We start from the raw sequence: 25,736 nt of genomic DNA, 5'->3' as shown, positions 1-25,736 counted from the left end.
TCGGGTATCCGTTTCATGAACTCTAGTTTATCCCTATTACATCCTTATCCATTTGAAAAGTTAAATAAGCTTTTTAAGGATGTACAACCCGCAGATTTACCTTTGATTCCCCTGTCAATTGGAGAACCAAAGCATCCTGCACCAGAGTTTGTGAAACAGGCGATTATTGATAATTTCCAACATCTATCGACCTACCCAAACAGTAAAGGTTTACCTGAATTACGCCTCAGTATTGCCAACTGGTTAACGCGACGTTTTCATCTCAATCAGATTAACCCTGAACAGGAAATTTTGCCTGTTTCAGGTACACGTGAAGCGATTTTTTCATTCGTACAAGCGCTGATTAATCGTGACGAAAAACCCTATGTAGTTATGCCAAACCCCTTCTATCAAATTTATGAAGGGGCAACTCTACTCGCAGGTGCAGAGCCTTACTTCATCAATTGTACTGAAGAAAATGGCTATTTAGGTGATTTTGATGCTGTACCTGCTGAAGTCTGGGAAAAAACAGCACTCTTGTTTGTTTGTACACCGGGCAACCCAACAGGCGCGGTACTGTCTAAAGAACAATTTAAAAAGCTAATTGCGCTATCCGATCAATACGGTTTTGTGATTGCATCAGATGAATGCTATTCAGAGCTTTGGTTTGATCAAGCCCCAACAGGACTTTTAGAAGTTTGTGCTGAAATTGGACGCGATGACTACAAAAACTGTGTCGTGTTCCATTCATTATCAAAACGTTCAAACTTACCGGGTATGCGTTCTGGTTTTGTTGCGGGTGATGCAGCCTTATTAAAACCATATTTGCAATATCGTACTTATCACGGTGCAGCAATGCCTGTTCAACATCAGTTGGCCTCTATTGCAGCATGGGATGATGAAGCACACGTAGAAGAAAATCGCGTGCAGTACCGTGCCAAGTTTGATTTATTTCAAAATGAATTGGGACATCTTTTACCCCTTCAGAAACCTGATGCGGGCTTTTATTATTGGCTTAAAGTGGATAATGATGAATCATTTGCCAAAATGCTGATGGAAAAGGCCCACGTAAAAGTCCTCCCAGGTCGCTATTTATCGCGTGATACCGCGACGGGTAACCCTGGTGAAAACCATGTCCGTCTCGCTCTAGTTGCGGACCTTGCACAATGTGAGCAAGTAATCGCGCGGTTAAAAGCCATTTTATAATTAATCTAAAAAAACCAAAGGGCATTCTCAAATGCCCCTTGGCTTAATCACTAAAAATATTTCAAATGAGCATTTATAGCTTACACATAAATCTACGGCTCTTTCTGTACCTGAGTAACAATAGAAAGAACAAGTACTTAAATGTTTTTCATTGGTTAAATTAGTCATATTGACTTGAATATCTAATTGCCCATTTAACAATTTACTCGCAATAGCATCCATCAAAGTATATGAATCAACTTTATATTCTGGATAATACTGTTCCTCATTGGTGCTACCCACATAACGCCCCCAACACGCAAATGTAGCTCGTTTAACAGGTTTTCATTGCTGAATTGACAACATACTGAAACCTGATTATTCAGCGTTGTAGGTATCCGAATCATATTTTTCACACTTAACTCTTGTTCAAAATCATTATGCGTATAGGCAAATTGTGTAGACAAATGACCTGTAAAACTCAGATTTTCTTGTAATTCCGCCCCTTTATATGTCCGTTTGCACTTGTATATTTGAACTGTCTGTAACTATGCATTTTTTCAGTCAAATCAAAGGATGCCTGCGTAATCAAAGCATTCAGATTCATATTTCATCTCAATCTTGTATTGTTCACCTACAAAAGGTTTAGATGCACACTGGTATCCAAAGCAGTCCATTTGATGACTCCGCCTTTTCACAAAAGTCTGCCATGTAAAATAATTATTCATCATAAAATAAAATAGATCTGTAGAGGCATTGATTAAAGCATTATCAAAACCATAGCAAATCCTAAAAAACAACAACCTGTAAGCCTATACAATATCTTCGTATTCCTTTTTAAAAACTGATGCCAACTCTTAAAATTAAACAATTTGAGCAGAAATAAATTCCAAAATAGAACGACACTTACCATCCAAAAGCAAATCAAAGAGAGTTGTTTAACACTAAATTGACTGTAGACCAATAAAATCAGACTACTATAAAACATCACGTTTTTCGGATTAAGCACACTAGATTGTAAACCTTGAGCGAAACACAAAGCGCTTGATGTCTTTATTTGGATTTCATCATGATCTGTTAAATGCTTATTTTCATCATCACGATAACGAAAACATTGCAACGCCAAATAAAGTAAATAAGCCACCCCTAAACAGCGTAGGAGTTGTAATAGAATGGGATGAATTTGACCTAAACCCCACAACAATATAAAGATCAACAACAAAATCAGTGCATTTCCAATCGCAATTCCCAATACGGTATAACGTGCTAATTTTGAACCATATTTCATTGAATGCATTAAGATAAGGAAAAAATCAGGTCCCGGAGAAAGTAAAGCAATAAAATGCGTAACTGCAATAAAAAAGAATAATTCCATAACTCAGCTCAGCTAAAAACTGAGATAAGCCTAGAACTTACTTAAATTGAATTCTTGTATAAAATTGCGCGGCGGTGCTGCTTTTGATAGAACTTCGGCGTAGTCCCTGTCAACTGCTTAAACACACGTTGAAAATGACTTTGATCACTAAAACCCAATTGATAACTCATCTCGGCAATATCCTTCCCCTGCTTTAAGAGCTTTCTCGCTTGATTAATTTTTAAATTGAGCTGATAGGCATGAGGTGTTAACCCCAAATTCGTCTTAAACAAACGAATGATGGCGTAACGACTTAACCCACTTCGCTCAGATAAATCTTGTAAGGAGAGTAATTCTTCACTTGTACTTATTTCCCAAAGGAGTTGTTGAAACTCCTGTTGCGCATAACTACTTATTGCTAGTAACTCTAAGTGCAAATTCGGAAATAATAACTCAGTCAGCGTTTGAATCAGTAATTGCTCTTTTTGCAAATACGACATTGAGTGCTCGAATAAGTTTCTATTTAAGTAAGAAAAATTTCGGTAAAGTTGCTCAGATTGATAGAGTTTAGGCTGATATTGCGGAACTGCATTACAACGGAAATCCTGTTTAGTTTCATGCAGCAACTGTTGTAACCAGAGCATATCCAGATGCATCATTTGATAACTCCACGCCTGATTGGGTTCAGGATTACAGGAATGCTCAACATGCGCTGGGATAAGAACAAGGGTTCCCGATTCTATGGGCTGTGTCCCCACAAAATGACTATTAAAAATACTTCGACCAACATCTACCGCACCAATAGAAAAGGTCGGATGGCTATGTGCTTTATAACAAGCACGACTGTCACATGCCCTACGTGTTTCCACATAAGGCATATTGGGATTACTCCAAAATTCAACCTGAATTTCAGAAGAACTTTGCTGCGGCATTAATCCATTTAACATTACAATTATTGTTGTAATGCCTTTTCAATCTCTTCTTCTAAGGCTTCAGGTTTAGTTGTTGGGGCAAAACGGTTTAAAACCGTTCCATCTTTACCAATTAAGAATTTAGTAAAATTCCATTTAATACCACTGCCTAAAATACCTTTGCTGTTATTGGTTAAATAACGAAAAATGGCGTGGGCTTCTGGTCCTTTTACATCGACCTTGGCAAACATTGGAAAAGTGACCCCGTAATTTTTCTGACAAAAGGCTCCAATTTGGTCGTTTGAACCTGGGTCTTGTCCACCAAATTGATTACATGGAAAGCCAAGCACCTCTAACCCCTGCGGCTTATATTTTTCATATAATTTTTCTAAACCAGCAAACTGCGGTGTGAAACCACACTTACTTGCTGTATTTACAATTAATAAAACTTTACCCTCATAATCGGCAAAAGCTTTATTTTTTCCATCTAGCAACTCAGCTTCAAACTGATAAATGTTGGTCATGGATAGGTTTCCTCGTCATTTTTTTCTTGTGATTGTAGTTCTAATGAAGCCGAATTTACGCAATAGCGCAATCCTGTCGGCTGCGGGCCATCCTCAAAAACATGCCCTAAATGAGCGTCACAATGATGACAAACTATTTCAGTTCTTTCCATACCATGTGAGCTATCTTGTAATTCATCAATTGCTCCTCCAACAATTGGCTTAAAAAAACTTGGCCAGCCACAACCACTGTCAAATTTCGTCGTAGACGAAAATAACGGTGTACCACAGCAACGACACACATAAGTTCCTTCTTGCTTGGTATTCCAATATTTCCCCGTAAAAGCAGGTTCTGTTCCTTTTTGTCGAGTTATACGGAATTCTTCTGGTGATAACTCTCTTTGCCATTCTCGGTCTGTTTTACTGAGTTTTCCCATGATTATTTCCCTTTCTATCTTGCTGTTTCAAATAAGATAATCTTATATTTACGTGATTCATCTTAAAATTTCTAGTCTTTACTTAACAATTTACAAAAGACTTATACATCCAGTAAAAGCAAAAAGTAAGCAAACACTCAAAATATAGTAAGCATTTTTATTAATCCAATGCTTTTTTGTGAGCAAAATTGGTGCTATTCTTGTGATCATGCTTATTCAGGATTAAAAAATGTCGCAGAAAAAGAGCGTTATTTTTAAACATCTACTGCCTGTGATTAAAGAATATCAACAGGCGGGATTTACGCATGAAAAAATTGTTGCTTTACTCCGAGATGAACATGATCTCGATTTGGTAACAACTGAAACATTTAAAAGTTATTTATATCGTTATGCAAAAGTGACCTCCACTCTTTCCGAGAACATCAAAATGCCGAACACCACCCAAACCCCACGCGAAATAAAAAAATCGTCTAAGCTCGAGCATGTATGCTACGACATCCGTGGACCAGTGTTACGAGCGGCCATCGAGATGGAAGAAGCTGGCCATAAAATTATTAAACTGAATATTGGCAACCCCGCTCCCTTCGGCTTTGAAGCCCCACAAGAAATTATTAATGATGTCGCATTAAACTTACCCAATGCTGTAGGTTATACCGACTCAAAAGGAATTTTCCCTGCACGTAAAGCCATTTGCCAGTATTACCAGCAAAAAGGCATTTTCGATATGCATGTGAATGATGTGTATATCGGCAATGGCGTATCTGAACTCATTGTTATGGCGATGCAAGGTTTATTGGATGATGGCGATGAAATGCTGGTGCCAATGCCAGATTATCCACTGTGGACTGCGGCAGTAAACTTATCGGGTGGTACTGCAATTCACTATAAATGCGATGAAGAAAATTTCTGGTACCCAGACATCGCCGACATGGAAAGTAAAATCACGCCAAATACCCGTGGTATCGTGATTATTAACCCGAACAACCCAACTGGTGCTGTTTATCCACGCCATGTATTAGAACAAATTGTCGCTTTAGCGAAAAAGTACGACCTGATTTTATTTGCAGATGAAATCTACGACAAAATTATTTATGACGGTATCGAACATGTTTCCGTTGCTGCGTTAGCAGGTGATCAACTGTGTATCTCATTCAATGGTTTATCAAAAGCTTATCGTATTGCGGGTTATCGTTCAGGTTGGATGGCCATTACTGGTGATAAATCACGTGCAATGGATTACATCGAAGGGCTAGACATGCTTGCGTCTATGCGTCTGTGTGCCAATCATCAAGCACAATATGCGATTCAAACTGCATTAGGTGGCTACCAGTCGATTAATGATTTAATCCGCCCAGGTGGTCGTTTGTATGAGCAACGTAATATCGCATGGCAAATGCTGAATGACATTCCGGGTGTGTCGTGTGTCAAACCTGAAGGTGCAATGTATTGCTTCCCTAAACTTGATCCAGACGTGTACCCAATTCAGGATGATGAGAAACTCATGCTCGATTTACTCCGTGCAGAGAAAGTCTTATTGGTTCAAGGGACTGGTTTTAACTGGCCGACACCAGACCATTTCCGTGTCGTGTTCTTGCCAGCAGAAAATGAACTGCGTGAAGCCATTACCCGAGTGGGTCGTTTCTTGGCAAAATTACGTTAATTCTAATATTTGAAAAAGCCGCATTTTGATGCGGCTTTTTTGCATTTATCTCATCCCCATGACTTATTAATTACAACGTTGAAATAGTGAGCCTAAGGCATTCAATGCTAAACTTGATAACAATAGATAACGAGCGAATAATATGACTTATCAAGTACATATCATTGATGTAAAAAATCAATTACAAAACTATATTTGGTTACTCGAACACACCGAAACCCATGAAGTAATTGCCGTAGACCCAACCGAAGCACAGTTGGTTGAAGATTATTGTCAAGAACATCAACTGCACCTGAAGCAAATTTGGCTTACACATTGGCATAAAGACCATATAGGTGGTGTACAAGAACTCTTGGTCAATCGCAATATCCCTGTTTATGGCCCTCGCGATGAACTGAGTAAAATTCCGTTTATTACCCACCCACTCGCGGATGGTGACCATTTTAATTTTCATGATATTCATATAGATGTGATTGCCGTTCCTGGACACACCTTAGGTCATATTGTCTATTTTAGTGATGCGCTTGATCTGGTTTTTTGTGGGGATACGTTATTTGCCATGGGCTGTGGTCGGGTATTTGAAGGGACTTTTGAACAGATGTATCATTCCTTGAACCGTTTGGCGGCATTACCCCCCCGAACCCAAGTATATTGCACCCATGAATACACCCTTTCCAATGCCAAATTTGCGCTACATGTAGAACCTGATAATCTTAAAATTCAGCAACGCTTTGAGCACGTAGAGGCTTTACGAATGCTGGGTCAGCCAACACTCCCTAGTAATATTGCGATTGAACTAGAAACCAATCCTTTTTTAAGAGCAGAGAGTGTCGAAGAATTTAAAAAATTACGTGAATTAAAAGATAACTTTTAATTTTTGCATTTAACAAAAATCCCTAGTTCTGGGGATAGAGCAAGTAGCAAAATCACGGTTTAATAAAGACACAAAAGCAATAAAATACAACGATAAAACTGAAAGATTTCGTTTATTTTCAATAATTATAATAACAACTGAAAATAAACATGACTCTCTAATTTTTGCACTAACCACACGGGCAATGTGGGCAAAAAATTAGGGAGTCTTTCAATTCATCATCCCAATTTTTTAATTATAGGTATTTGTTTATTTACATCTCAAATAAAAAAAGCCCAGAGAAAGGTCACTCTAGGCATTGGAAACTTGCTGTATCTTGAGTAAACACAAGATCATCTAAAATTCTGAAACTTATACTACATCAGAAGGATTGAACATCCTAGCCATTTTCATGAATATATTTGAAGATTACACTTTATTGCACAATTAAAAATCATGTATAACAAATACATATATAAGCGTTATGACCCAATATTACTAGACAAATGTACTTTAATTTGGATAAAAGTTAACTTGGAATTTTATCCAATGAACGGCATTTTAAACTCAGGTTACCGCGGACAATATCAGACAACATACGCCAATCCGAAATAAAGCTGTAGAGGGGCTGTTTAAAAGATGCTGGCTTATTCTTTTCATACAGAAAATGTCCGGCCCATGCGCAAGCATAACCTGGGATTAAACCATACAACACATATTTAGGTTTACGATGGCGAATGGCTTTCGCTATCCAATATGCACCAATAGTAGTGCCTAAAACATGTAGACGCCGACTCGTAATATTACGGTGCTCAGTCAAATAAAAACGATAAAATTCATTATAATTTCGAATGGGTAATTGTGGCGCTTGAACATGCTCCAAATTTTCAGTGGTTTGAATAGTTGCATTCATATTTAAATCATCCTGATTGTTTGAAAGTATAACTTTTGATTTTGCCCCCATATCATTGTGCTTTGCTTTAAATGGGTCAATTACATTTTTGCTTACGTTCGAGCTTTTAAATTGGCAAAAATAATGTTTATTCTTACGATTCAATGATCAATCTGAAACTTCAGATTAGGTCTCGCATTGCAAAAGAAACCACCTATAGGTTTATACTAGAAGCATTTCATCAGCACTCAAAATTTAGAATGCATTAACTGCCGATAATTTCACTCATCAGCGCGTACAGCATAGAATTTTTCAGCTAGAATTTAATATTAAAGCGTCACATCAGTTTTTAGCACAAGCTGAACAAAACCTCCCCTTTTTGAACCATAATCTAAGGCAAATTTATGATTGAAGTTGAATTAAAATTTCAAATTCCTACAGCAAAAAGAACAACGCTCCTTAAAGCCTTAGACCCAAAAAAATCAAATCTGATTCAGCTGCAAGCAAAATACTTCGACACGCCAGATAAACGACTTTCACAACATGGCGTTGCCCTACGCTTGCGCCTTGAGGGTGAGCATTGGGTTCAAACCTTAAAAGCGGCTGGAAAAAGCCATTTGCACCGTTTCGAGCATAATCATGATTTCGGTATTTCTGAACATGCTCCTGCTTTAGATTTAACGATTTATGAACATGAACCTGAAGCACGAGCTATTTTGCAACACGCTTTGGGTGATGAGCTTGCTTCATTAAAATTACAGTTTGAATCTGATATTCAGCGTACTTATCGTGTGATTCACTTCGAAGATGCTGAAATTGAAGTCAGCCTCGATATTGGTCGCTTAGCCACTGAAACTGAAGAAAGAGAAGTCCATGAAGTTGAATTTGAACTCAAACAAGGTTCTATTCAGTCTTTACTTGCCTTTAGTTTTGAATGGGTTAAAAAATATCAACTTTGGTTAGATGTGCGCAGTAAAGCCGAAATGGGACATCTACTCTCTATTCAGCAACACGTTAGCCCTGCCCAACAGAGCAAAACTTTTCAATTAGTCAAAAAAGACAGTGCTGACAGTAATGTCCGCTCGCTCATCGCGCAACAGTTACAGCACCTACTTCCAAATATTGCAGCCATCTCCGCAGGCGTTGCCGAAAAAGAGCATCTTGAACAAGCTTATTTGGCTTTGGATCATCTCTATTTAACTTCTGCCTTATTTAAAACGTGGAGCAAAGACGTTTCAGATAAATGGGCATATCAGTTGGCGGCTTTTAAACATCATTTTGAAAATTTACAGCAGCTTGAGCACATGCAAAGTACTTTGGGCGCATTACTTCAAAATCCAACAACTGTAGCCAGCCTAACCCAAGATATTTTATATGCACAAGAAAAGCTGAATAATTTGGTGCGATCAACACTCAATGTCCATCACTTTTTAGAGCTTTTAATGTTTAGCTTACAAAGCAGCACTGCTACGCAAGAGTTGGACTTAAAAGCTTATGCGCAAAACACCCTACAACAACAATATAAACAGATACACGAGCAGCTTTTAGAAACTGAAGTCACAAAATTTGAAAGCCTTGAGCAACTTTCACAACGTATTCGCGAACTCAAGTTTAGCTTCCCCATACTCACCTCAATTTACGATGTGAAAAATCTGCAAAAATACAGCAAGGCATTAAATGAAGCGCATCAGGCTGCCGAAGAATACTTAACGCTCAGTTCATCTGCCGCCTATATTCAGCAAACCGAATTAGAAGCAAGTGACTGGTTTGTTTTGGGTTGGTTGACTGCAAAACAAGAAGTGTATGCTCAAGCACTTTTAGATGCGACTGAACAATTTATGGTGAGTCGTAAATTCCTTAAATTCTAAGCTACTTGATACCCCCAATACATCTACATCCACAAATTCAGTTTGTGGATGTACTTCATTGCTACATCTAGAAATAGACAAATTACATTTTTACTGGACTTCTTCAGTCACTTTAGCCAAGATATAAATTTAGCGCGATTAAAATAATTTTAAAAACTCCAGTGCGAGGGCTAGAACATGTCAGAAATTGAACTCAAATTTCAAATTCCAGAAGCTTTTCAGGACATGATTTATCAAGATTTCTGCGCCTCCAAAGTCTATAAGCAGCGTTTGCTCGCCCATTATTACGATACCGAAGATTTTCAATTGGCACAGCAATCTATTGCACTCCGATTACGTTTAGAGCAAAGTCACTGGATTCAGACCCTAAAATATAAAACTGCACGCCAGATTGAACGTTTTGAGTTTGAATCTGACTTGGGCAAAAAAAAGCAGCCCAAACTTAATTTAGGCGTGTATCAAGACCACTTAGATGAACTTCCCACCTTATTAACCACTCCTGATGCTGCTCAAAAATTTCAAATTAAATTTTCTACCGATGTAAAGCGCATTTCCAAAATACTATTGTTTAATCAATCTGAAATTGAAGTTTGTCTGGACATTGGTCATTTGGTTTTCCAAAATGAAAAATTAAGAATATTTGAAATTGAATTTGAACTGGTACAAGGCTCCATTCATGACTTAATTCGCTGCATAGAACCATGGATGAATAAATATCAACTCTGGCTAGACACACGAAGTAAATCGCAACGGGGAGATTTGCATCTACAACAACAGGATATGTTATTACCACAGTATGCTGAACCGATTCTTTTAGATCAGGCAATGACAACCAATAGTGCTGTACAGATCATCTTAAATAACACCTTTAAACATTTTTTGCCCAATGCCACTGCCCTCGCTAGCGGCTCATATAATAGCGAACATGTACATCAAGCACGTGTCGCAATACGGCGCATGCGGAGTGCTTTAAAAAGTTATGCCCACTTGGTGCATAATATCCCACCATACTGGGCAGCACAGCTCCGTATCATCTTTCAGTCTTTAGGTCATGCACGAGATACCGATGCCATTCGTGAAACCCTATTACCACAATTGCAACAAGCAGGTTGCTCACATTTAGACATTCCAAATGCTGAGAATTATCACAATCAAATCATGTGGATTTTTCAATCCGTAGAAACCAATCAATTAATATTAGAATTGATGGACTACATGACTTCTGAACCGAACCTTAAAAATAAAAAGGAAAAACCATTTATAAAATATGCTGAGAAAATCTTAAAGAAAACCCATCAGCAGATTGCGGATGATATTGGTCATTTTTCTCAGCTAGAAGATGAAGAGAAACACATGCTACGTAAACGCTTTAAACATTTACGTTACAACATTGAATTTGTGCGTAGCTTATACCGTAAAAAAGCCGTGAAACACTATTTAACAGCCATTAAACCCATTCAAGAGCTTTTAGGACAATATAATGACCTCTTGGTTGCCGAGCAATTCTTTCATGAATTACCCGAAAATGAAGAGGTAACATGTGCCATACACTGGCTTAAACAACAGGAAAAACAACAACTCAAACACGTCGATAAACAACTGAAAGCATTTAGGAAAATTAAACCGTTTTGGGCATAAAACTAACTTAGCGATATTTCCCAAAAACCTTCCACACCTCATTGTCTGCAAGCGGGTCGCTATAACTATCGCTGCGTTGCTTACGTGGCTTATCCCGTGCATCGACCAGTTTAAAGTGTTCTTCGGTGCTTAACACAATACCATTCACATAAAATCGGGTTCGGGTATATTCACTTTGCCCATGCTGAAACACATAGGTTCTAAGATCAATAAACTCACGGTGTGCGACCAATGCTGCCTGTTCATCACTATTTAGCCAAGCTTGCATTACAGCTACTTGCTCGGCAGAAAATTCACCGCATTTATCTAATAAACTGGCAATTCCCCTAAAAGTTTTGGATTCTTTAGCCCGTGTTTTATTAATTCGAATTCGGTCTACATGGAAATAAAACAACGGTAAATTAAGATGACTGGGTAAATGAATGGCATCGACCACTTCATCGCTTAAAAAAGGTTGACTCAACAGTTGCGCCCGCTCAATTAAATCTTGCCATTGTTGATAATAGTGTGCGACATCTTCTGCCGAACCATAATAAATGGGTAGTCCTTCTACATTTGCCAAAGTTTGTGGCGGCCAAATTTGTTGGCGCAACAGTGAAATATCATGTTTAAGATTTTGAATTGCAATAGCATCTGACATAACGCGTTCCATTTTTATAATGCTTAGGCTATTTTTAGATTAAGTCAAAGGTTTTGTTTCTGCAAGGCTTTGCCTATAATGCAGAATGAAATTTTAGCTAGGAACAGTCATGGTTCAAAAGATTGACGCTACCGATGTCACCGAAGAAGAAGCTTTGAATGCTGCTTTTTTTGAACGTGCAGATGAATTTATTAAACATGCCAATGAATTTTGTCGCCCAGCCAAAGGACAGCAAGTCAAACCCAATGAAATTCGTGGTCAAGTAAGTGCTTCTATGCTGTTTGCAACAGCACGTTTCAATACTTGGGTCGCAGCGAATAATTTTAAAGATGGCAATGAAATGCGTGACGCCAAAGAACAAGTGATGTCTTATGTCATGCAACAATTCCAAATGATGTTAGAAGATAACTATGACGAATACTGTGAACAGTTCGAGAACTATTTACGTTTCCGCCATAACGAGGAATTCCATGCCAACAAGCATGATCATGACCATTAATTAATGGCAAAATAAAAAAGCCCTCAGCTTAGACTCAGGGCTTTTTTATTGCTTAAACTTTACGATCCCAAACGATCTTTTTTATTACGTTATCGACAATGGTGACGGTGTAATAGGTATTCCCCACCAAATACACATAGTCTGATGCAGTAAGCTGCTTCCTGCCTTCTTTCCACTCGTAATTCCGCACCGACATTGGCGATTGCTGCATATTTTGCACCAACTGAATATAGCTATCGCCAAGCGATACCAATTGCCCATTTTCAGTACGGATGGTACGCGTTTCAGTCGCTGCTGTAGCGTAAGAAGTACCGATTGCAAATACAAAAAGCAAATAACCAGAAATTTTTAGAATTTTCTTCATATAGATAGACTCAATCAAAATGATGTTTTCGTTATTAAGAAGTAATATAAAATTTTGTTTATTTTTTACCATCCGTTTAATTTAACTGCAAGTTATAAAATAAAAAGCCACAAAATTGTGACTTTTTATTAAAACATTCAAGATGCTTAGAACTCAGAAAAACTAAGGCTTAGCCTGCCCATATTGGTCTGCCATGACTTCAACCAATTGATCGAGATGAATGTATTTTTTGATGGCTTGGTCCACATCTGCTTTGGTCAAGTTGGCAATCGCTTGATCACGTTTTTTACGGAACAATAAATCGCGGTTTCGTTCTAATTGCGAAGTCAGCATTTGATGAATATTGCGTTCATCTTCCAAAGCTGTTACTCGGTTTTTTAGAATATCGGCTTTAGCCGCTTCTAACTCTTGTTCTGTGACACCATGATCTAGCAATTCTTGTAAAACTTTATGCACTGATTGAGACACTTGCTCAGCTTTACCTGCGGTGTAATTAGCACTAATACTCAGTGCACCTGAGTTCACCCAATCATCTAACTGAATTTCACTGCCAAAGCCATACACTAAAGCATTTTTCTCACGCAATTCCTGAGCTAAACGTGAAGACAGTTGAGAATCTCCGAGAATGTAACTAAACACCAACATGGCTGGTGCATCTGGATGATCCTCACCTAGTGGGAAAGTCAGTAAGCTTTGATAACTGCCAAATTCACGTTGCTCGGATAGCACATGCTGCTTCTGTGCTTTATACGGCGTATATTCAGACGTCAGTTGCGCATAAGCTTGAGTACCGTTCCAGTTCCCAAACTGTTGTTTTACCGTACGCAACATTTTCTTGGCATTGAACTCGCCTGTAATGGCGATTTGCGCATGATTCATGGCAAAGAACTGCTGATACAGTTGCTTCACCTGCGCATTGCTAGAAGCTTGATATTGCTTCTTGGCATATTCAGGTTCGAAGTGATAGCGCAAATCTCCTTGCGGATAGATTTCAATTAAACGTGCAATGGTTAGCGCTGCAACGGTTTCAGGCTCCGTGTAGGGACGGTTTAAGCTCGACAACGTTTGCGACTTGATTAAATCGAACTGTGACTGCTCAAACTTCGGGTTCTTCATGACTTCGACAATATAATTAAAGAAGTCTTCAAATTTTTCTTTTTTCGCCACAATTTGAATGGTCATACCATTACCATTCGATGATGCTGTTGCAGAACCACCTGCATCAATGGATTTATCGGCAATGTCTTGCAGACTGTATTTATCCGAAGCACGGAGCAATAAATAAGAGGTGAAATCAATAATTTCACTTTTGTTCATTAAAGCTTGGGCTGTACCAAACTCAACATTAATGGTGGCATAGGTTTTATTGTCACGGGTCGCAACAGGATAAAGCGCGTATTTCATCCCATTTTTAAATTCACCACGTTGAATATTCTTCTCATTCTTTTCCAAATATTGCTGAGAGCTTGCAACGTATTGCGCCACTTCTTGTTGATACACGCTCACATCTTTTAGCGGCTCTGGTGCTTGAACCTGATGGTCTAAAGTTTTACTTGGTGCTTTTGCCTGCTGCTGTTGCATGGCTTTTTTCTGATCTTCTGGAGTAGGCTCAATATCCCCAGAAATACGATGCTCTTTGACTAAAAATTGTTTTAAGGTCTGATTCACCTCATTCAAACTGAGGTTCTGAATATTATTTAAATCCAAATAATATTGATCCCAACGTCCCTGACTTGCTACGAAATAATCCGCCAGACGTGAACCCAATGCCGCAGAGTTACTTTGAATACTGTCGGCCTGATTTTGAATGAGACTTTTCACGCGCTTTAATTCAGTTTCATTAAAAGCTTGGTTTTTTTCAACTCCTTGATCGAGCGCTTGATCGACTTGTTCGGCATTATGATTCGGTGCATACATTGCCCCCATAAAGACCAAATTAAAATCACGATCTAGCCATGTGGTTGCCTGCACCATGGTACTGGTGCCTGTTTCTACCATACTTTGATATAAATGCCCGCTTGGCTGCATGGTATACAACAGTGGTGACAAAGCTAAAGCGGGTTTGATCTGTTCATTTTTCCCATTCAGATAAATATTGAACTTGGCTAAATCACTGCCCTTCGCCACTTTAAATTCACGCTGTTTAATTTTACTTGCATCAAGCTGTGGCACTTGAACCTGAGCAGGAGTCTGCCGTGCAGGAATTGAGCTAAACTGTTGATCAATCTGCTTAAGGACTTGCGCCTTATCAAATTTACCTGCAATCACCATGGCAGCATTATTCGGTGCATACCACGTACGGTAGAACTGATTCAGTTCATTCATTTTGATGGACTGCAATTCTTTTAAATCGCCAATTGGTAAACGTCCTAAATACTGGTTTCCATAAGCCGATTTCCACATCTGATCCATCAACACTGCAAAAGGTTGATCCAGACGTACTTCCCGCTCACGTTTCACAATGGCAATTTCAGAAGGAACAAACTTCTCTTGCAGGACCAATTTATCCATACGCTCTGCTTCTAAATGCAAGATTTCATTCAAAGCGGTTTGTTCTGGACGAACTACGTTAATATAGCGGGTCGAATAATAGTCGGTACTGGCATTGGTCATTAAAGTGTATTGATCCAATCTGCGCTGGAATTCTTCACCTTTGACATTTTGTGTTCCCTTAAAGGCAAGGTGCTCTAATAAATGTGCTAGCCCTCCTTTACCTTGCGGATCATTCAATGAGCCTGTTAGATATATGGTGTTCATATAGACTTTATTTTCTTTATCGTTGGGTGCCAAAATCACCCGAAAACCATTATCTAATTTATATTCTTCAATTTGATGATCTGATTTGACCAAAACAGGCTGTGCCCAAGCAGCCGAACTTAAACCAACAAAAAACAGAGAGAAAGTAAGTTTTTTCAACCGCATTAACATGTTAATTCCAATATATTCAGTTATATAAATATCTTATAGGCTGACTATCTTACGGAATCGAAAATGGTATTTATAGTGAAGTTTTGCAAAGCAACCCTCAGTTTTGAGTGTTGCTTTGTTCAAATATGATTAATCTAAGAACAACTCTGCCTGCATATAGAGTTTGCCATAACCTGAAATTTCAATGCGTTCCTGATCAACAATTTTGCAATACAATTCGCCACCTCGCGTAGAGGCTTGATATGCAATCAACTCTGTTTTGTTTAATCGTTCTGCCCACAATGGCGCTATGGCAGTGTGAATAGAACCTGTGACAGGGTCTTCATTGATGCCTATTGCAGGGGCAAAATAACGTGACACACAATCATACTCTGCATTTGAAGCAGTAATGGCAACATCTACACTTGAACTATGTGCCGTAATAGCAGTACGTAAAGAACCCAATTGCTTTAACAATTCTAAGTTTGGCTGCTCATCCAAAACATCTTGTACGTTTTCATACTCTACAATGTAAGCTTGTTGATTCAGATAAACATTTTTAAATGGCTTGCTGAGTGCCTGAGTTAAAAGTTCAGGATAATCTTCTACTTTTTCTGCACGGCGGATTGGGAAATTCATACAGATTTTGCCATCTTCCGCCTGACTCACAACAAAAACACCCAATTTTTTCACATGAAAATGAATGGTTTTGGCTGGAGTAAAATCTTTAAATAGTACAAAGCTACTGGCTAAAGTTGCATGCCCACAAAAATCAACTTCTGCTGTAGGTGTAAACCAACGAATTTCAAAATGCTCGGCATCAATCTTTCTTACAAATGCAGTTTCAGACAGGTTATTTTCCAAAGCAATATTTTGCATCAGTGCTTCATCTAACCATTGTTCAGTCACAATTACTGCCGCAGGATTCCCCTTAAATAATGCATTGCTAAAAGCATCGACTTGATACATTTTCATGATTTATCTCCATTGTTTCATTATGATTATGCCGTTACAGTCAAACAATAACAGATACAAATTTATTTGATTTATGGATACAGTTGTTGCATGACACAAAAAAAGAAAGCCAATATCCAAAATACTGACTTTCCTATTTATGATGTAACAGCGAAATTAATTCTCGGTTAAATCAACATTTTCTTGTTTAAAAATAGTTTGATCAGTTTGCCCCAAGACTTGACTGGTGACCATCCCGGCAGTCATAGAACCATTCACATTCAATGCTGTACGTCCCATATCAATCAAAGGTTCAATCGAAATCAGTAGCGCCACTAAAGTCACGGGTAAGCCCAACATCGGCAACACAATTAAGGCAGCAAAGGTTGCACCACCACCCACACCTGCAACACCAACAGAACTGAGCGTTACGACACAAACTAAAGTCAGAATCCAGATTGGATCTAATGGGTTAATCCCAACCGTTGGTGCTACCATCACCGCCAACATGGCAGGATATAAACCTGCACAACCGTTTTGACCAATGGTTGTGCCAAAAGAGGCTGAGAAACTGGCAATCGACTCAGGTACGCCCAGACGGCGCGTTTGTGCCTCAATATTGAGTGGAATACTGGCTGCACTAGAACGACTGGTAAATGCAAAAGTCAGTACAGGCCAAACCTTTTTAAAGAATTGAACTGGATTGACACCTGTAAACAACAAAATGAGTGCATGCACAGCAAACATAATGCCCAGACCTATATAAGATGCGACAAGGAAGCCACCCAAATTTAGAATGTCTGCCAATTTTGAATTCGCCACAATATTGGTCATTAAGGCAAATACACCATACGGCGTAAGGGTCATAATTAAGCGGACTAATTTCATCACCCATGCTTGCATAATTTCAATCGCAGCAAGCAGTTTTTGCCCTTTCTCTGCATCTGACTTAATTAAGTTTAAGCCAGCCATACCAAGGAATACGGCAAAAATCACCACACTAATAATTGAAGTCGGGTGAGCGCCAGTGAGTTCAGCAAAAGGATTGGTCGGAATAAAAGATAGAAACAGATCTGGAACTTGTAAACCTGTCACTTGCCCCACATAGTCAGTCTGAATAGCATTCAGACGTTCAGTTTCTTGTGCCCCCTGAACCAAACCTGCCGCGGTGAGTCCAAAAGCATTGGTCACCACCACACCGACAAAAGCCGCAATCGCTGTTGTGGCCAATAAGGTACCGATACTAATAAAACTGATTTTGCCGAGTGAACCTGCATCATGCAACTTAATCACTGCGCCTAAAATGGAAACGAAGACCAGAGGCATGACCACCATTTGCAGTAGTTTGACGTAGCCTTTACCGACCAAGTTAAACCATTGCACCGACTCTTGCAGCACCGTTGAACCTGTGCCATACACCACGTGCAAGAGCAAACCGAACACCACCCCCAAGCAGAGACCAGCAAGCACCTTTTTGGCAAGGCTCCAATTGGTATGACGTGTCCGACTTAATAAGAACAGCAATGCCACAAAGAGGATGACATTGATGATTAAGGGCATATTCATGTTTTTTCCCTAAATAATGTAACCCCTATTATAAATCAAAATTCAATTCGACTTTTGGCTTTACCTGTACAGACTCACCAAGTGTTCAAATTTAGACTACTCCTGCAACGATCAGAGTTATGATATGTCCGAGAAAATAATCTTATTGAATCTAAATATGGCTGAGCTGTTAAATCCACACATTCAACCTGTCGAACTGGCAAAGGCGTATCGTTTACTCAATCATGGCCCAACCGTCTTAGTGTCTGCACAACATGAGCAAGAAGCAAATGTCATGACGGCTGCTTGGGCATGTGCTCTAGAGTTAGTTCCAGCCAAAGTATCTGTCGTACTGGATAAAAGCACCAAAACCCGAAAATTAATTGAAGGTTCAGGTTATTTTGCACTACAAGTTCCCACCTTAAAGCAAATTGAGTTGGTACAAGCCTTAGGTTCAATCAGCCAGTTTGATGATCCAGCTAAACTTGAGCATTGTCATACTCCACTCTTTCACTTTGACGGTTTTGACTTACCTGTGGTGGAAGGCTGTGCTGCTTGGCTTATTTGTGAACTTATACCCGAACCACACAATCAGCAAGCACATGATTTATTTATTGGTAAAGTCATTGCTGCCTATGCAGATGATCGCGTGTTCCGCGATGGACATTGGTATTACCATGAAGCTGATCCAGCTTGGAAAAGTGTACATCATGTTGCGGGTGGTCATTACTACACCATTGGGGATGCTGTTGATGCCAACAAAAGTGAAGACTTTAATCTTCCCGAACCTTGAATGATGCTCGACTAAAGGTGAAACGTCAGTGATTGTTTTTCTAGATTTTTCACCTTATAGTTCAAGTATATTTTTTAAACAATTAGTCAAATTATATGAACAGGACGTTCTCAAATACCATCAAACTCAGCGCATTTCTTTGTTTGAGTATGTGCTTGGGCATCGGCATTTTGCGCTTTTCCTATACCGCTTTACTGCCTTCAACACGCGAAGCCTATGAATGGAGTCATAACTTTGCCAGTATTTTAGGCAGTGCCAACCTTTTGGGCTATTTAGTCGGTGCCTACTGGGCAATGAAAATCCCACAAAATCCCAAAATGCCCATCTATATCATTAGCGCTGCTTTTCTGGGTTCAATCAGTCTGTTTGCTTGCGCCTTTTCCAGTTTTTCAGAAATTTGGTATTTAACGTGGCGCTTTATTTCAGGTATCAGTGGTGGCTTACTGATGATTCTGTCTCCAAGTGTGGTCGCGCAATGTAGCGATTTGCAGCATCGCTTTAAAATTAACTTTATTGGTTTTAGTGGTATCGGTTTAGGCGTTTTATGTGCCACGTTATTTATGCCTTATCTCGACAGAATTGAGATTTCTACTGCGTGGCTAATCTTGTGTGCCTTCGCCTTTGGCATGAGTGCATTGCTCTGGTTTCTGGTACGTCCATTTCAAGCCCAACTACAAGCTATTCCAGCAACACAGTCCCAATCAGATCAAGTCGGTTTCATTTACTACAGCTTGTTGATTGCATATGCCTGTAGTGCCTTTGCCTATATTCCCCATTCTTTATTCTGGATTGACTACTTGAGCCATGTATTGGTTTTGAATTTGTTCTGGATTAATTTCAATTGGATTCTATATGGTCTGGGTAGTGCTTTAGGGGCGTATAGTGCATACGCCTTGGCGCGTAGACTTGGGAATTTTGCCGCACTGAAAGTGTTATATAGCATCTACATCTTTGCTGTTTTAATTGCAGTACTGAGTTTTTCGCCTATTTTTACCTTTATATCTTCATTCCTCACAGGTTTACTTAACCCTGCCGTAGTTTTCCTAACCTCCTATACCATTTTGCAACTGTACGGTCTGGCATATAAAAAATTATGGAGTATGGCAACGCTCAGCTTTGCCACTATTCAGTTGCTCGGTGGGATTAGTTTTAGCACTTTGCAGCATTTTGGTGTGTCTTATCATCAACAATTTAGCATTGCCTCTGCGGTACTATTGCTCGGCACTTTGCAACTGTTTTGGTTTACTCGCCCGCATGCAAAAACCAGCCAAAACAGTAAACAAATAACAGATTAGGTGGGCAGATATTTTATTCTAGGCCTTCAAAATTGGTCGTATTGAGAAGAATTGGATATTCTCAAGAAATTGGATAATCATCAAAAATAGGGCAATGTTGTTTTTTTCAACATGCCCTAAAACCTGTTCTTGTCTTTCATGTAATCCGATCTGAACAATCATCTTGCTGACCTGACACACGAAGAATATGCCTTTATAAACCCTGCTTATGGCTTAAAAATGGATAAGGATTCACAGCTCCTTGCCCAGTAAAATAAATACCATAATGTAAATGTGGTGGTGTATTTTTCGCATTGCCCGTATTTCCCACATAACCCAGTACTGAGCCTTGCTCCACCCAATCACCCTCTTCTAAATGTGGAGCATAAGACTCTAAATGCGCATAATAATGTCGACTTAAATCTGGGCCAATCACCCACACAACTTTGCCACCTAAGCTATCTAAACCCACCTTAGCAACGATTCCTTGCGTTGTACTCAGTACTTCAGTGCCTCGTTTCGCAAAGATATCGATGCCTTCATGTTTACGATTCTGACCTCTTGCAGCACCCCATGTATCATTTATTTGCTTCGAGGTAATGCCTTTAACAGGCATAGGTAATTGTGTCGAGAGATTTTGACGAGCCAATTGAAACTGCAAGACAGGATATTTCCAACCTGTAGACTCACCTGAAACAGGCGGTTGACATGCCAGCAACATGCAACTAAGAGGTAATAATACAGCTATAATTTTAATGCTTCGGTATTGAGGTTTCATTCTAATAATGTGAGCTTTTTAAATTGACTCAATTCTAACGATGAGCCCTACAATTCCCAATAGTGTTTTGGTATCTTGCAAAATCCCCCACCACTTCAAAACAGAAAACAAAGCAATTTCTTCATTAGATAAAACTGCAACCTCAATTTATGCAATATAATTTTTAAGCAAAAAAAAGCCTACAAATGAGTCATGTAGGCTTTTAAAAATTTAAAACAAGTCAGGGAACTATCAGCTTTAAATCTTGTGCTAATACTGCCAAAACTGAGAACTATTTACAATACTTTGGTTAAAGATATATTTAAAATATTTGTTAAAAGATCCTTTTTTTTAAACAATTTTCATGTAGAGCCAATTTATATACATCCACTCCCACATCAACTGGTTAGACTATCTTTTTCCTTGCTCAGATATTTATTATATTCTTTCAAATACTGCTCAGCCAATTGAGTTTTTTGCTGTTCAGCTAAAATTTTTCCTGCTTGTTGAAAAAAGCCATGTTCCTCTTCTTTTAAATGATGGTGGACTTTTTCAGATAATTTTTTTGCAATTACCAACCAACTCGGATGGCTAAACTCAGTTTCGCTCAATTGCTCTAACAACTCATCCATCTCGTGATGTTCTGCTAATGCATGACGGGTGATATTAAGACCTGAATCGGTCATCATCAGTGGAATATAAAGATATCTATCTTCTGCGACTGAATGTGCAAATAATTCATTTTTTAATTCATTGAATAATTCATGTCTTTCTTCAGTGTCTCCCGAAGTCTGAATTAATTGTTCAGATAACATTCTTTGCTTGTCGTGACTTTGTCTTAATGCTTCAAAAATTGTTGTATTTGTCATTGGGGTTAATCCTCAAAACTCATTTTATGGATATGCACCTACTATGAACATTTCACAAAATATGCTCTGTTCACAAACTGTTTTATTTTTAAGCGTAATGCATTACCATTTTTTTCAAATTGTGTTTTTACTGCCATTCATTGTTAATGGAAAAGAATCCAATAATCCTAGCTGCAACCACAGCTCAATCTGCTAAATGTTAAGACTTTGTTGCAGACAAAAAATTTAAAAAGAATAAGCCGCTCACCCTGTATTTAAAGCGATTGCATAAGAAGATTTCGCACCCTTCTCAAAGAAGAGCTGCATGATCAATCCCTAAAACTACAGCGTATAAAATGCTAGTTGTACAAACTAAATCAAAAAACTTCCCCATAACTTTAGAGCTACAGCCTTAGCTGAATAAAATAATCTTCACTACCCAATAGAATGGATATTATCCAATTTTAAAGCGCATAACATTCAGATTTTTTAATGAAAAATTTACAATTGACTCAGCAATTTACTTTTTTCTGATTAGCTCACACATTTATTATCGCTACATATTCAGGTACGTAATGTCATCACCGAACACTTTCAAATCTTCATCATTTTTTTAAAAACCATCATTCAGTTTTCTAAAAAAGAAGCGATAAATAAAAACCACAGATATTTTTATTATCCTATATATTGAATAAATCTAGATCATTTTCCATCATCTGGCTAAAAATCCAAGAATTAAAAATAACAACTTTAAGCAAGGAGGCAATCAATGCCTATTTTCAAAAGACCTCAGCTCTTAGGTTTACTTTTTCCCACTGTATTATTCATAAGTGTTACCACTATTGCGTCTGCAAACACCCCGCCTGTAGTACTAAATACCCCTAAAGCACTTATTTACCCCAATATAGATCCCAGTTTAAGTGAAAGTCTTTATCCAAATGAGGCAGCCACGGCCAAGCAAATTGCAGACATCATTGAACTGTCAATCCGAAAACAATATGCCGCAGATATCGCACTACGTGATGCACACCCTAAAGCGCATGGTTGCGTACGTGCAGAATTCAAAATAAATGAAACATTGCCTCAAAACCTGATTCAAGGTGCTTTTATTCCAGGCAAAACCTATCAAGCATGGATTCGTTTTTCCAATGGATCGAGTAATGCTAAACAAGCAGATATTAAAAAAGATGCACGTGGCATGGCAATCAAACTTTTAGCCGTGCAAGGGAAAAATCTTTCAGATGAGGCCACTTCCACGCAAGATTTCATCATGATCAATCATCCTGTCTTTTTTGCCAATGATCCCGCTCGTTATCTGTCATTCATGCAAGATATCAATAGTGATAAATTTCTAAAAAAACTGCATATCCCTTTTGCATTAGGAGTTAAAGGGACTTGGATTGCCTTAAACACTAGAAATAAAATTTCAAATCCATTGCAAACTAGATACTGGTCTATGGTGCCCTATCAATTGGGATTAGGTACCAATCGTCAAGCGGTAAAATATTCTGCACGAGCGTGTTCGACCGTTGTCAGCCCTATTCCAGCTAAACCTCAGCAGAACTTCTTAAGAGATGCGCTCCGTACGAGTTTGCAAGAAAGTGATGCATGCATGGAGTTTTTAGTCCAACCTCGAACATCCAGCTCAATGTCCGTCGAAGACTCTATGACTGAATGGAAAGAAGACCAAGCCCCTTTTTACAAGGTGGCAACGATTCGTATTCCTCAGCAAGTATTTGATACCCCTGAGCAAAATAAATTTTGTGAAAACCTCTCCTTTACGCCATGGCATGCTTTAGCCGAACACAAACCACTTGGCGCTATAAACCGAATGCGCAAAGTCATCTATGACCAGATTAGTCGCGTCCGACATGAAATGAATTCGACTGAAAGATTCGAACCCTGATAGTAATGAAAATAAATGAAGGAGCCCTATGCTTTAACTCAATGGTCAGTGAATATCTGTGTCTAAAGAAGATGTCCGTATGGGCACGGAACTTCTTCCACAACATATTCAGTTACCGTATCAGAAACTGTATTAAGGATGTATGCAACTAAGCATCCACCGCATGTTGATCAGTGCAACGTAATCACCTACCCAGCACACATTGCCATTGCAATGATGGAAGAAATCATCAACCCGGTCTTTGATGTGTATTGCACTGTGTTTTCCGCGATTACTGGCTGTATAGGTAGCAAGTGGTTTGACTTTTGCAGATGTCTGTCTCCCTATCCGTTCATATTTGAAAGGAGATAAATCTCACTCATTGAATACTCTTGAGAGCGATATTTCAGCATGCGATGAGTTTATTCAAGCTCAGACATAAACATCGTGCTGAATTAGATCCATACCTTAATCTACTGACGAGCGCATGAAATCAGATATTCAATGAATACTTGCAGGGTTCAAAGCAAAGAGAGTTACACATCATATGTAAAGAATAAAATTGAGGAGCACAAGCCGAAATCTGATATAGTAGCCCCAATATCGTGGGCTTTTTCTTTACCCTTCCCGACCTACTCCCACTTATACGGGTAACCAAACGGGTAATTCAAACAAGTCCAAACAAATTTTTTAAATTTTCTAGTAGGTTAAAGTGAAAATAGTCATTCTTAACAAGCCTTATGATGTGCTGTCGCAGTTTCGTAAAGACGAAGCACACATGACGATGTCTGATTTTATAGACGATTCGACTTTGCGTTTAGCTGGTCGTCTTGATATGGACTCTGAAGGCTTAGTTTTTTTAACTGACCACGGTGGTTTAAATCAATACATTACCAACCCTGCAAACAAAAAGTACAAAACTTATTTAGTACAGCTTGATGGCGATGTAACCGAAGAAGCATTAGAGCAACTTCGCAAAGGTGTTGAATTAAAAGATGGCATGACCTTACCTGCCAAAGCATCTAAGGTTGAACAACCTGAGTGGTTATGGGATCGTGATCCTCCTGTACGTTTCCGTGCATCTGTTCCTACATCTTGGGCCGAAATTTCAATTTGCGAAGGTCGTAACCGTCAAGTCCGTCGTATGACTGCTGCTGTAGGTTTTCCAACTTTACGTTTAATTCGTACTAAAATTGGTGCAATTGATTTGGTTCAAATGGGTTTACAACCAGGTGAAACTAAAGAAATTGAGCCACTTTTATACCCTGACTTTCAAAACATTCCTGCTGAAGAACCTTACCGTTCACGCTCTTATGTGAAAAAACCGGGCGGTACTGGTGGTAAACCTATGGTTCGTAAGAACAAAGATGGTTCAGTGAAAAAGACTTCAGGTACTAAACGTATCTGGCAAATGGATGAAAGTGAGAAACCAAAGCGTAAAACCAATGGTACAACACGCCCAAATACCAAAGCACCACGTGGTCGCGGACGTAGTGGTCGTTAAAAGTTGATTGCTTTAAAGCCCACGTAAGTGGGCTTTTATTTGATTGGTACCACTTTCGTTATAACTAACTCACTATCAATTGGCTTTTTCCTCTCTTCATAATGTACCGCCAAGGATAAATACATTAGTGAATTTCTAACATTTCTCGCCAAATTCATTAAAGAAAGCTCAAATTCTGAAATAGGCATTTCGAATATATATTTAGATTTAATCTCTTTCTCATTTATTTGATCCAAAACCTCTAAATACTGCTCTGAGTTTTGAAGGTTATGGTATTCTAAATACTCCTTTCTCTTTAATAATTCTTGGTACTTTATTTCTGGATAAGAATCGAATTTTGTACTTAACTCATACCCAAAATCATCAATAATTCTAAATGACCTGTGCTCTAAATGATTCCTAATTTTTGCTAATCGATGTTTTTCTAAATTTGCAAGGTTTTCAATCATATTCATATTTTCAATAGAATCTTTATTTTTTCCCTTA

Annotated in this window: 23 protein-coding genes and 1 pseudogene; 10 read left to right on the top strand and 14 right to left on the bottom strand. The window is 38.7% G+C overall.

The window, feature by feature from the left end:
- The first annotated feature begins 15 nt into the window (after window positions 1–15).
- Window positions 16–1,185: a succinyldiaminopimelate transaminase gene (dapC, locus tag DCO44_RS13080; RefSeq protein WP_116762598.1), complete on the top strand. Its 1,170-nt coding sequence runs from the start codon at window positions 16–18 to the stop codon at window positions 1,183–1,185.
- A gap of 27 nt (window positions 1,186–1,212) precedes the next feature.
- On the opposite strand, the gene DCO44_RS13075 is transcribed toward dapC, so the two are convergent.
- The 5 genes from DCO44_RS13075 to msrB form a co-directional block, all read right to left on the bottom strand.
- Window positions 1,213–1,467, bottom strand: coding sequence for a TonB-dependent receptor (locus DCO44_RS13075; RefSeq protein WP_116762595.1), 255 nt, complete (start codon window positions 1,465–1,467; stop codon window positions 1,213–1,215).
- A gap of 457 nt (window positions 1,468–1,924) precedes the next feature.
- Complete coding sequence (locus DCO44_RS13070) at window positions 1,925–2,539, bottom strand: LysE family translocator (protein ID WP_116762593.1); 615 nt, start codon at window positions 2,537–2,539, stop codon at window positions 1,925–1,927.
- Window positions 2,540–2,580: 41 nt separating this feature from the next.
- Window positions 2,581–3,465, bottom strand: a complete 885-nt coding sequence (locus tag DCO44_RS13065; RefSeq protein ID WP_228157557.1) for an AraC family transcriptional regulator — start codon at window positions 3,463–3,465, stop codon at window positions 2,581–2,583.
- Window positions 3,466–3,470: 5 nt separating this feature from the next.
- A complete protein-coding gene (locus tag DCO44_RS13060) occupies window positions 3,471–3,953 on the bottom strand; it encodes a glutathione peroxidase (RefSeq protein ID WP_116762591.1) in 483 nt (160 codons plus the stop codon).
- The gene (msrB, locus tag DCO44_RS13055) at window positions 3,950–4,369 is read right to left on the bottom strand and encodes a peptide-methionine (R)-S-oxide reductase MsrB (protein ID WP_116762589.1); all 420 of its coding nucleotides are present in this window, start codon (window positions 4,367–4,369) and stop codon (window positions 3,950–3,952) included. Before msrB ends, DCO44_RS13060 begins: the two co-directional genes overlap by 4 nt.
- 229 nt (window positions 4,370–4,598) lie before the next feature.
- On the opposite strand from msrB, the gene DCO44_RS13050 reads away from it, so the two are divergent.
- Entirely contained in the window at window positions 4,599–6,029 is a 1,431-nt protein-coding gene (locus DCO44_RS13050; protein ID WP_116762587.1) for a pyridoxal phosphate-dependent aminotransferase, read from the top strand.
- A 142-nt stretch (window positions 6,030–6,171) separates the two neighbouring features.
- Window positions 6,172–6,903, top strand: coding sequence for a hydroxyacylglutathione hydrolase (gene gloB, locus DCO44_RS13045; RefSeq protein ID WP_116762585.1), 732 nt, complete (start codon window positions 6,172–6,174; stop codon window positions 6,901–6,903).
- 508 nt (window positions 6,904–7,411) lie between these two features.
- On the opposite strand, the gene DCO44_RS13040 is transcribed toward gloB, so the two are convergent.
- A complete protein-coding gene (locus tag DCO44_RS13040; protein WP_116762583.1) occupies window positions 7,412–7,795 on the bottom strand; it encodes a DUF962 domain-containing protein in 384 nt (127 codons plus the stop codon).
- Window positions 7,796–8,178: 383 nt separating this feature from the next.
- Between DCO44_RS13040 and DCO44_RS13035 the strand changes: the two genes are divergently transcribed.
- Both DCO44_RS13035 and DCO44_RS13030 read left to right on the top strand, forming a co-directional pair.
- On the top strand, window positions 8,179–9,642 hold the full coding sequence (locus DCO44_RS13035; RefSeq protein ID WP_116762581.1) for an inorganic triphosphatase: 1,464 nt from the start codon (window positions 8,179–8,181) through the stop codon (window positions 9,640–9,642).
- Window positions 9,643–9,819: 177 nt separating this feature from the next.
- Window positions 9,820–11,280: a CHAD domain-containing protein gene (locus DCO44_RS13030; RefSeq protein ID WP_116762580.1), complete on the top strand. Its 1,461-nt coding sequence runs from the start codon at window positions 9,820–9,822 to the stop codon at window positions 11,278–11,280.
- 7 nt (window positions 11,281–11,287) lie between these two features.
- Here DCO44_RS13030 and DCO44_RS13025 read toward each other — a convergent pair whose 3' ends face one another.
- Window positions 11,288–11,920, bottom strand: coding sequence for a hypothetical protein (locus tag DCO44_RS13025; protein WP_116762578.1), 633 nt, complete (start codon window positions 11,918–11,920; stop codon window positions 11,288–11,290).
- Window positions 11,921–12,029: 109 nt separating this feature from the next.
- Here DCO44_RS13025 and DCO44_RS13020 point away from each other — a divergent pair, with 109 nt between their 5' ends.
- The gene (locus DCO44_RS13020; RefSeq protein WP_116762576.1) at window positions 12,030–12,419 is read left to right on the top strand and encodes a DUF3144 domain-containing protein; all 390 of its coding nucleotides are present in this window, start codon (window positions 12,030–12,032) and stop codon (window positions 12,417–12,419) included.
- A gap of 52 nt (window positions 12,420–12,471) precedes the next feature.
- On the opposite strand, the gene DCO44_RS13015 is transcribed toward DCO44_RS13020, so the two are convergent.
- From DCO44_RS13015 to DCO44_RS13000, 4 genes are all read right to left on the bottom strand, one after another.
- Window positions 12,472–12,783 (bottom strand): hypothetical protein, encoded by a 312-nt coding sequence (locus DCO44_RS13015; protein ID WP_116762574.1) that lies wholly within the window; start codon window positions 12,781–12,783, stop codon window positions 12,472–12,474.
- A 162-nt stretch (window positions 12,784–12,945) separates the two neighbouring features.
- Window positions 12,946–15,711 carry a M16 family metallopeptidase gene (locus tag DCO44_RS13010; RefSeq protein WP_116762572.1) on the bottom strand — a complete coding sequence of 922 codons (2,766 nt, stop codon included), beginning with the start codon at window positions 15,709–15,711 and terminating at the stop codon, window positions 12,946–12,948.
- Between the two features lie 129 nt (window positions 15,712–15,840).
- The gene (locus DCO44_RS13005) at window positions 15,841–16,665 is read right to left on the bottom strand and encodes a PhzF family phenazine biosynthesis protein (protein WP_116762570.1); all 825 of its coding nucleotides are present in this window, start codon (window positions 16,663–16,665) and stop codon (window positions 15,841–15,843) included.
- Window positions 16,666–16,821: 156 nt separating this feature from the next.
- Window positions 16,822–18,210: an L-cystine transporter gene (locus DCO44_RS13000; protein WP_116762568.1), complete on the bottom strand. Its 1,389-nt coding sequence runs from the start codon at window positions 18,208–18,210 to the stop codon at window positions 16,822–16,824.
- Window positions 18,211–18,367: 157 nt separating this feature from the next.
- On the opposite strand from DCO44_RS13000, the gene DCO44_RS12995 reads away from it, so the two are divergent.
- The gene (locus tag DCO44_RS12995) at window positions 18,368–18,982 is read left to right on the top strand and encodes a flavin reductase family protein (protein ID WP_116762566.1); all 615 of its coding nucleotides are present in this window, start codon (window positions 18,368–18,370) and stop codon (window positions 18,980–18,982) included.
- 95 nt (window positions 18,983–19,077) lie between these two features.
- Entirely contained in the window at window positions 19,078–20,277 is a 1,200-nt protein-coding gene (locus tag DCO44_RS12990) for a YbfB/YjiJ family MFS transporter (protein WP_213066320.1), read from the top strand.
- A gap of 193 nt (window positions 20,278–20,470) precedes the next feature.
- On the opposite strand, the gene DCO44_RS12985 is transcribed toward DCO44_RS12990, so the two are convergent.
- Window positions 20,471–21,034, bottom strand: coding sequence for a M23 family metallopeptidase (locus tag DCO44_RS12985; RefSeq protein WP_116762563.1), 564 nt, complete (start codon window positions 21,032–21,034; stop codon window positions 20,471–20,473).
- 377 nt (window positions 21,035–21,411) lie between these two features.
- Complete coding sequence (locus DCO44_RS12980; RefSeq protein ID WP_116762561.1) at window positions 21,412–21,882, bottom strand: hemerythrin domain-containing protein; 471 nt, start codon at window positions 21,880–21,882, stop codon at window positions 21,412–21,414.
- A gap of 748 nt (window positions 21,883–22,630) precedes the next feature.
- Here DCO44_RS12980 and DCO44_RS12975 point away from each other — a divergent pair.
- Window positions 22,631–23,767, top strand: a complete 1,137-nt coding sequence (locus DCO44_RS12975) for a catalase family protein (protein ID WP_116762559.1) — start codon at window positions 22,631–22,633, stop codon at window positions 23,765–23,767.
- Between the two features lie 691 nt (window positions 23,768–24,458).
- Window positions 24,459–25,250: a pseudouridine synthase gene (locus DCO44_RS12970; protein WP_116762557.1), complete on the top strand. Its 792-nt coding sequence runs from the start codon at window positions 24,459–24,461 to the stop codon at window positions 25,248–25,250.
- A gap of 35 nt (window positions 25,251–25,285) precedes the next feature.
- Here the strand turns inward: DCO44_RS12970 and DCO44_RS12965 are convergent.
- Window positions 25,286–25,736, bottom strand: a pseudogene (locus tag DCO44_RS12965) (hypothetical protein); the annotation flags it as partial.

The organism is Acinetobacter sp. AM (assembly GCF_003105055.1).
GTDB classification, from domain to species: domain Bacteria; phylum Pseudomonadota; class Gammaproteobacteria; order Pseudomonadales; family Moraxellaceae; genus Acinetobacter; species Acinetobacter tibetensis.
This window is presented reverse-complemented; position numbering and strand designations above follow the sequence as displayed.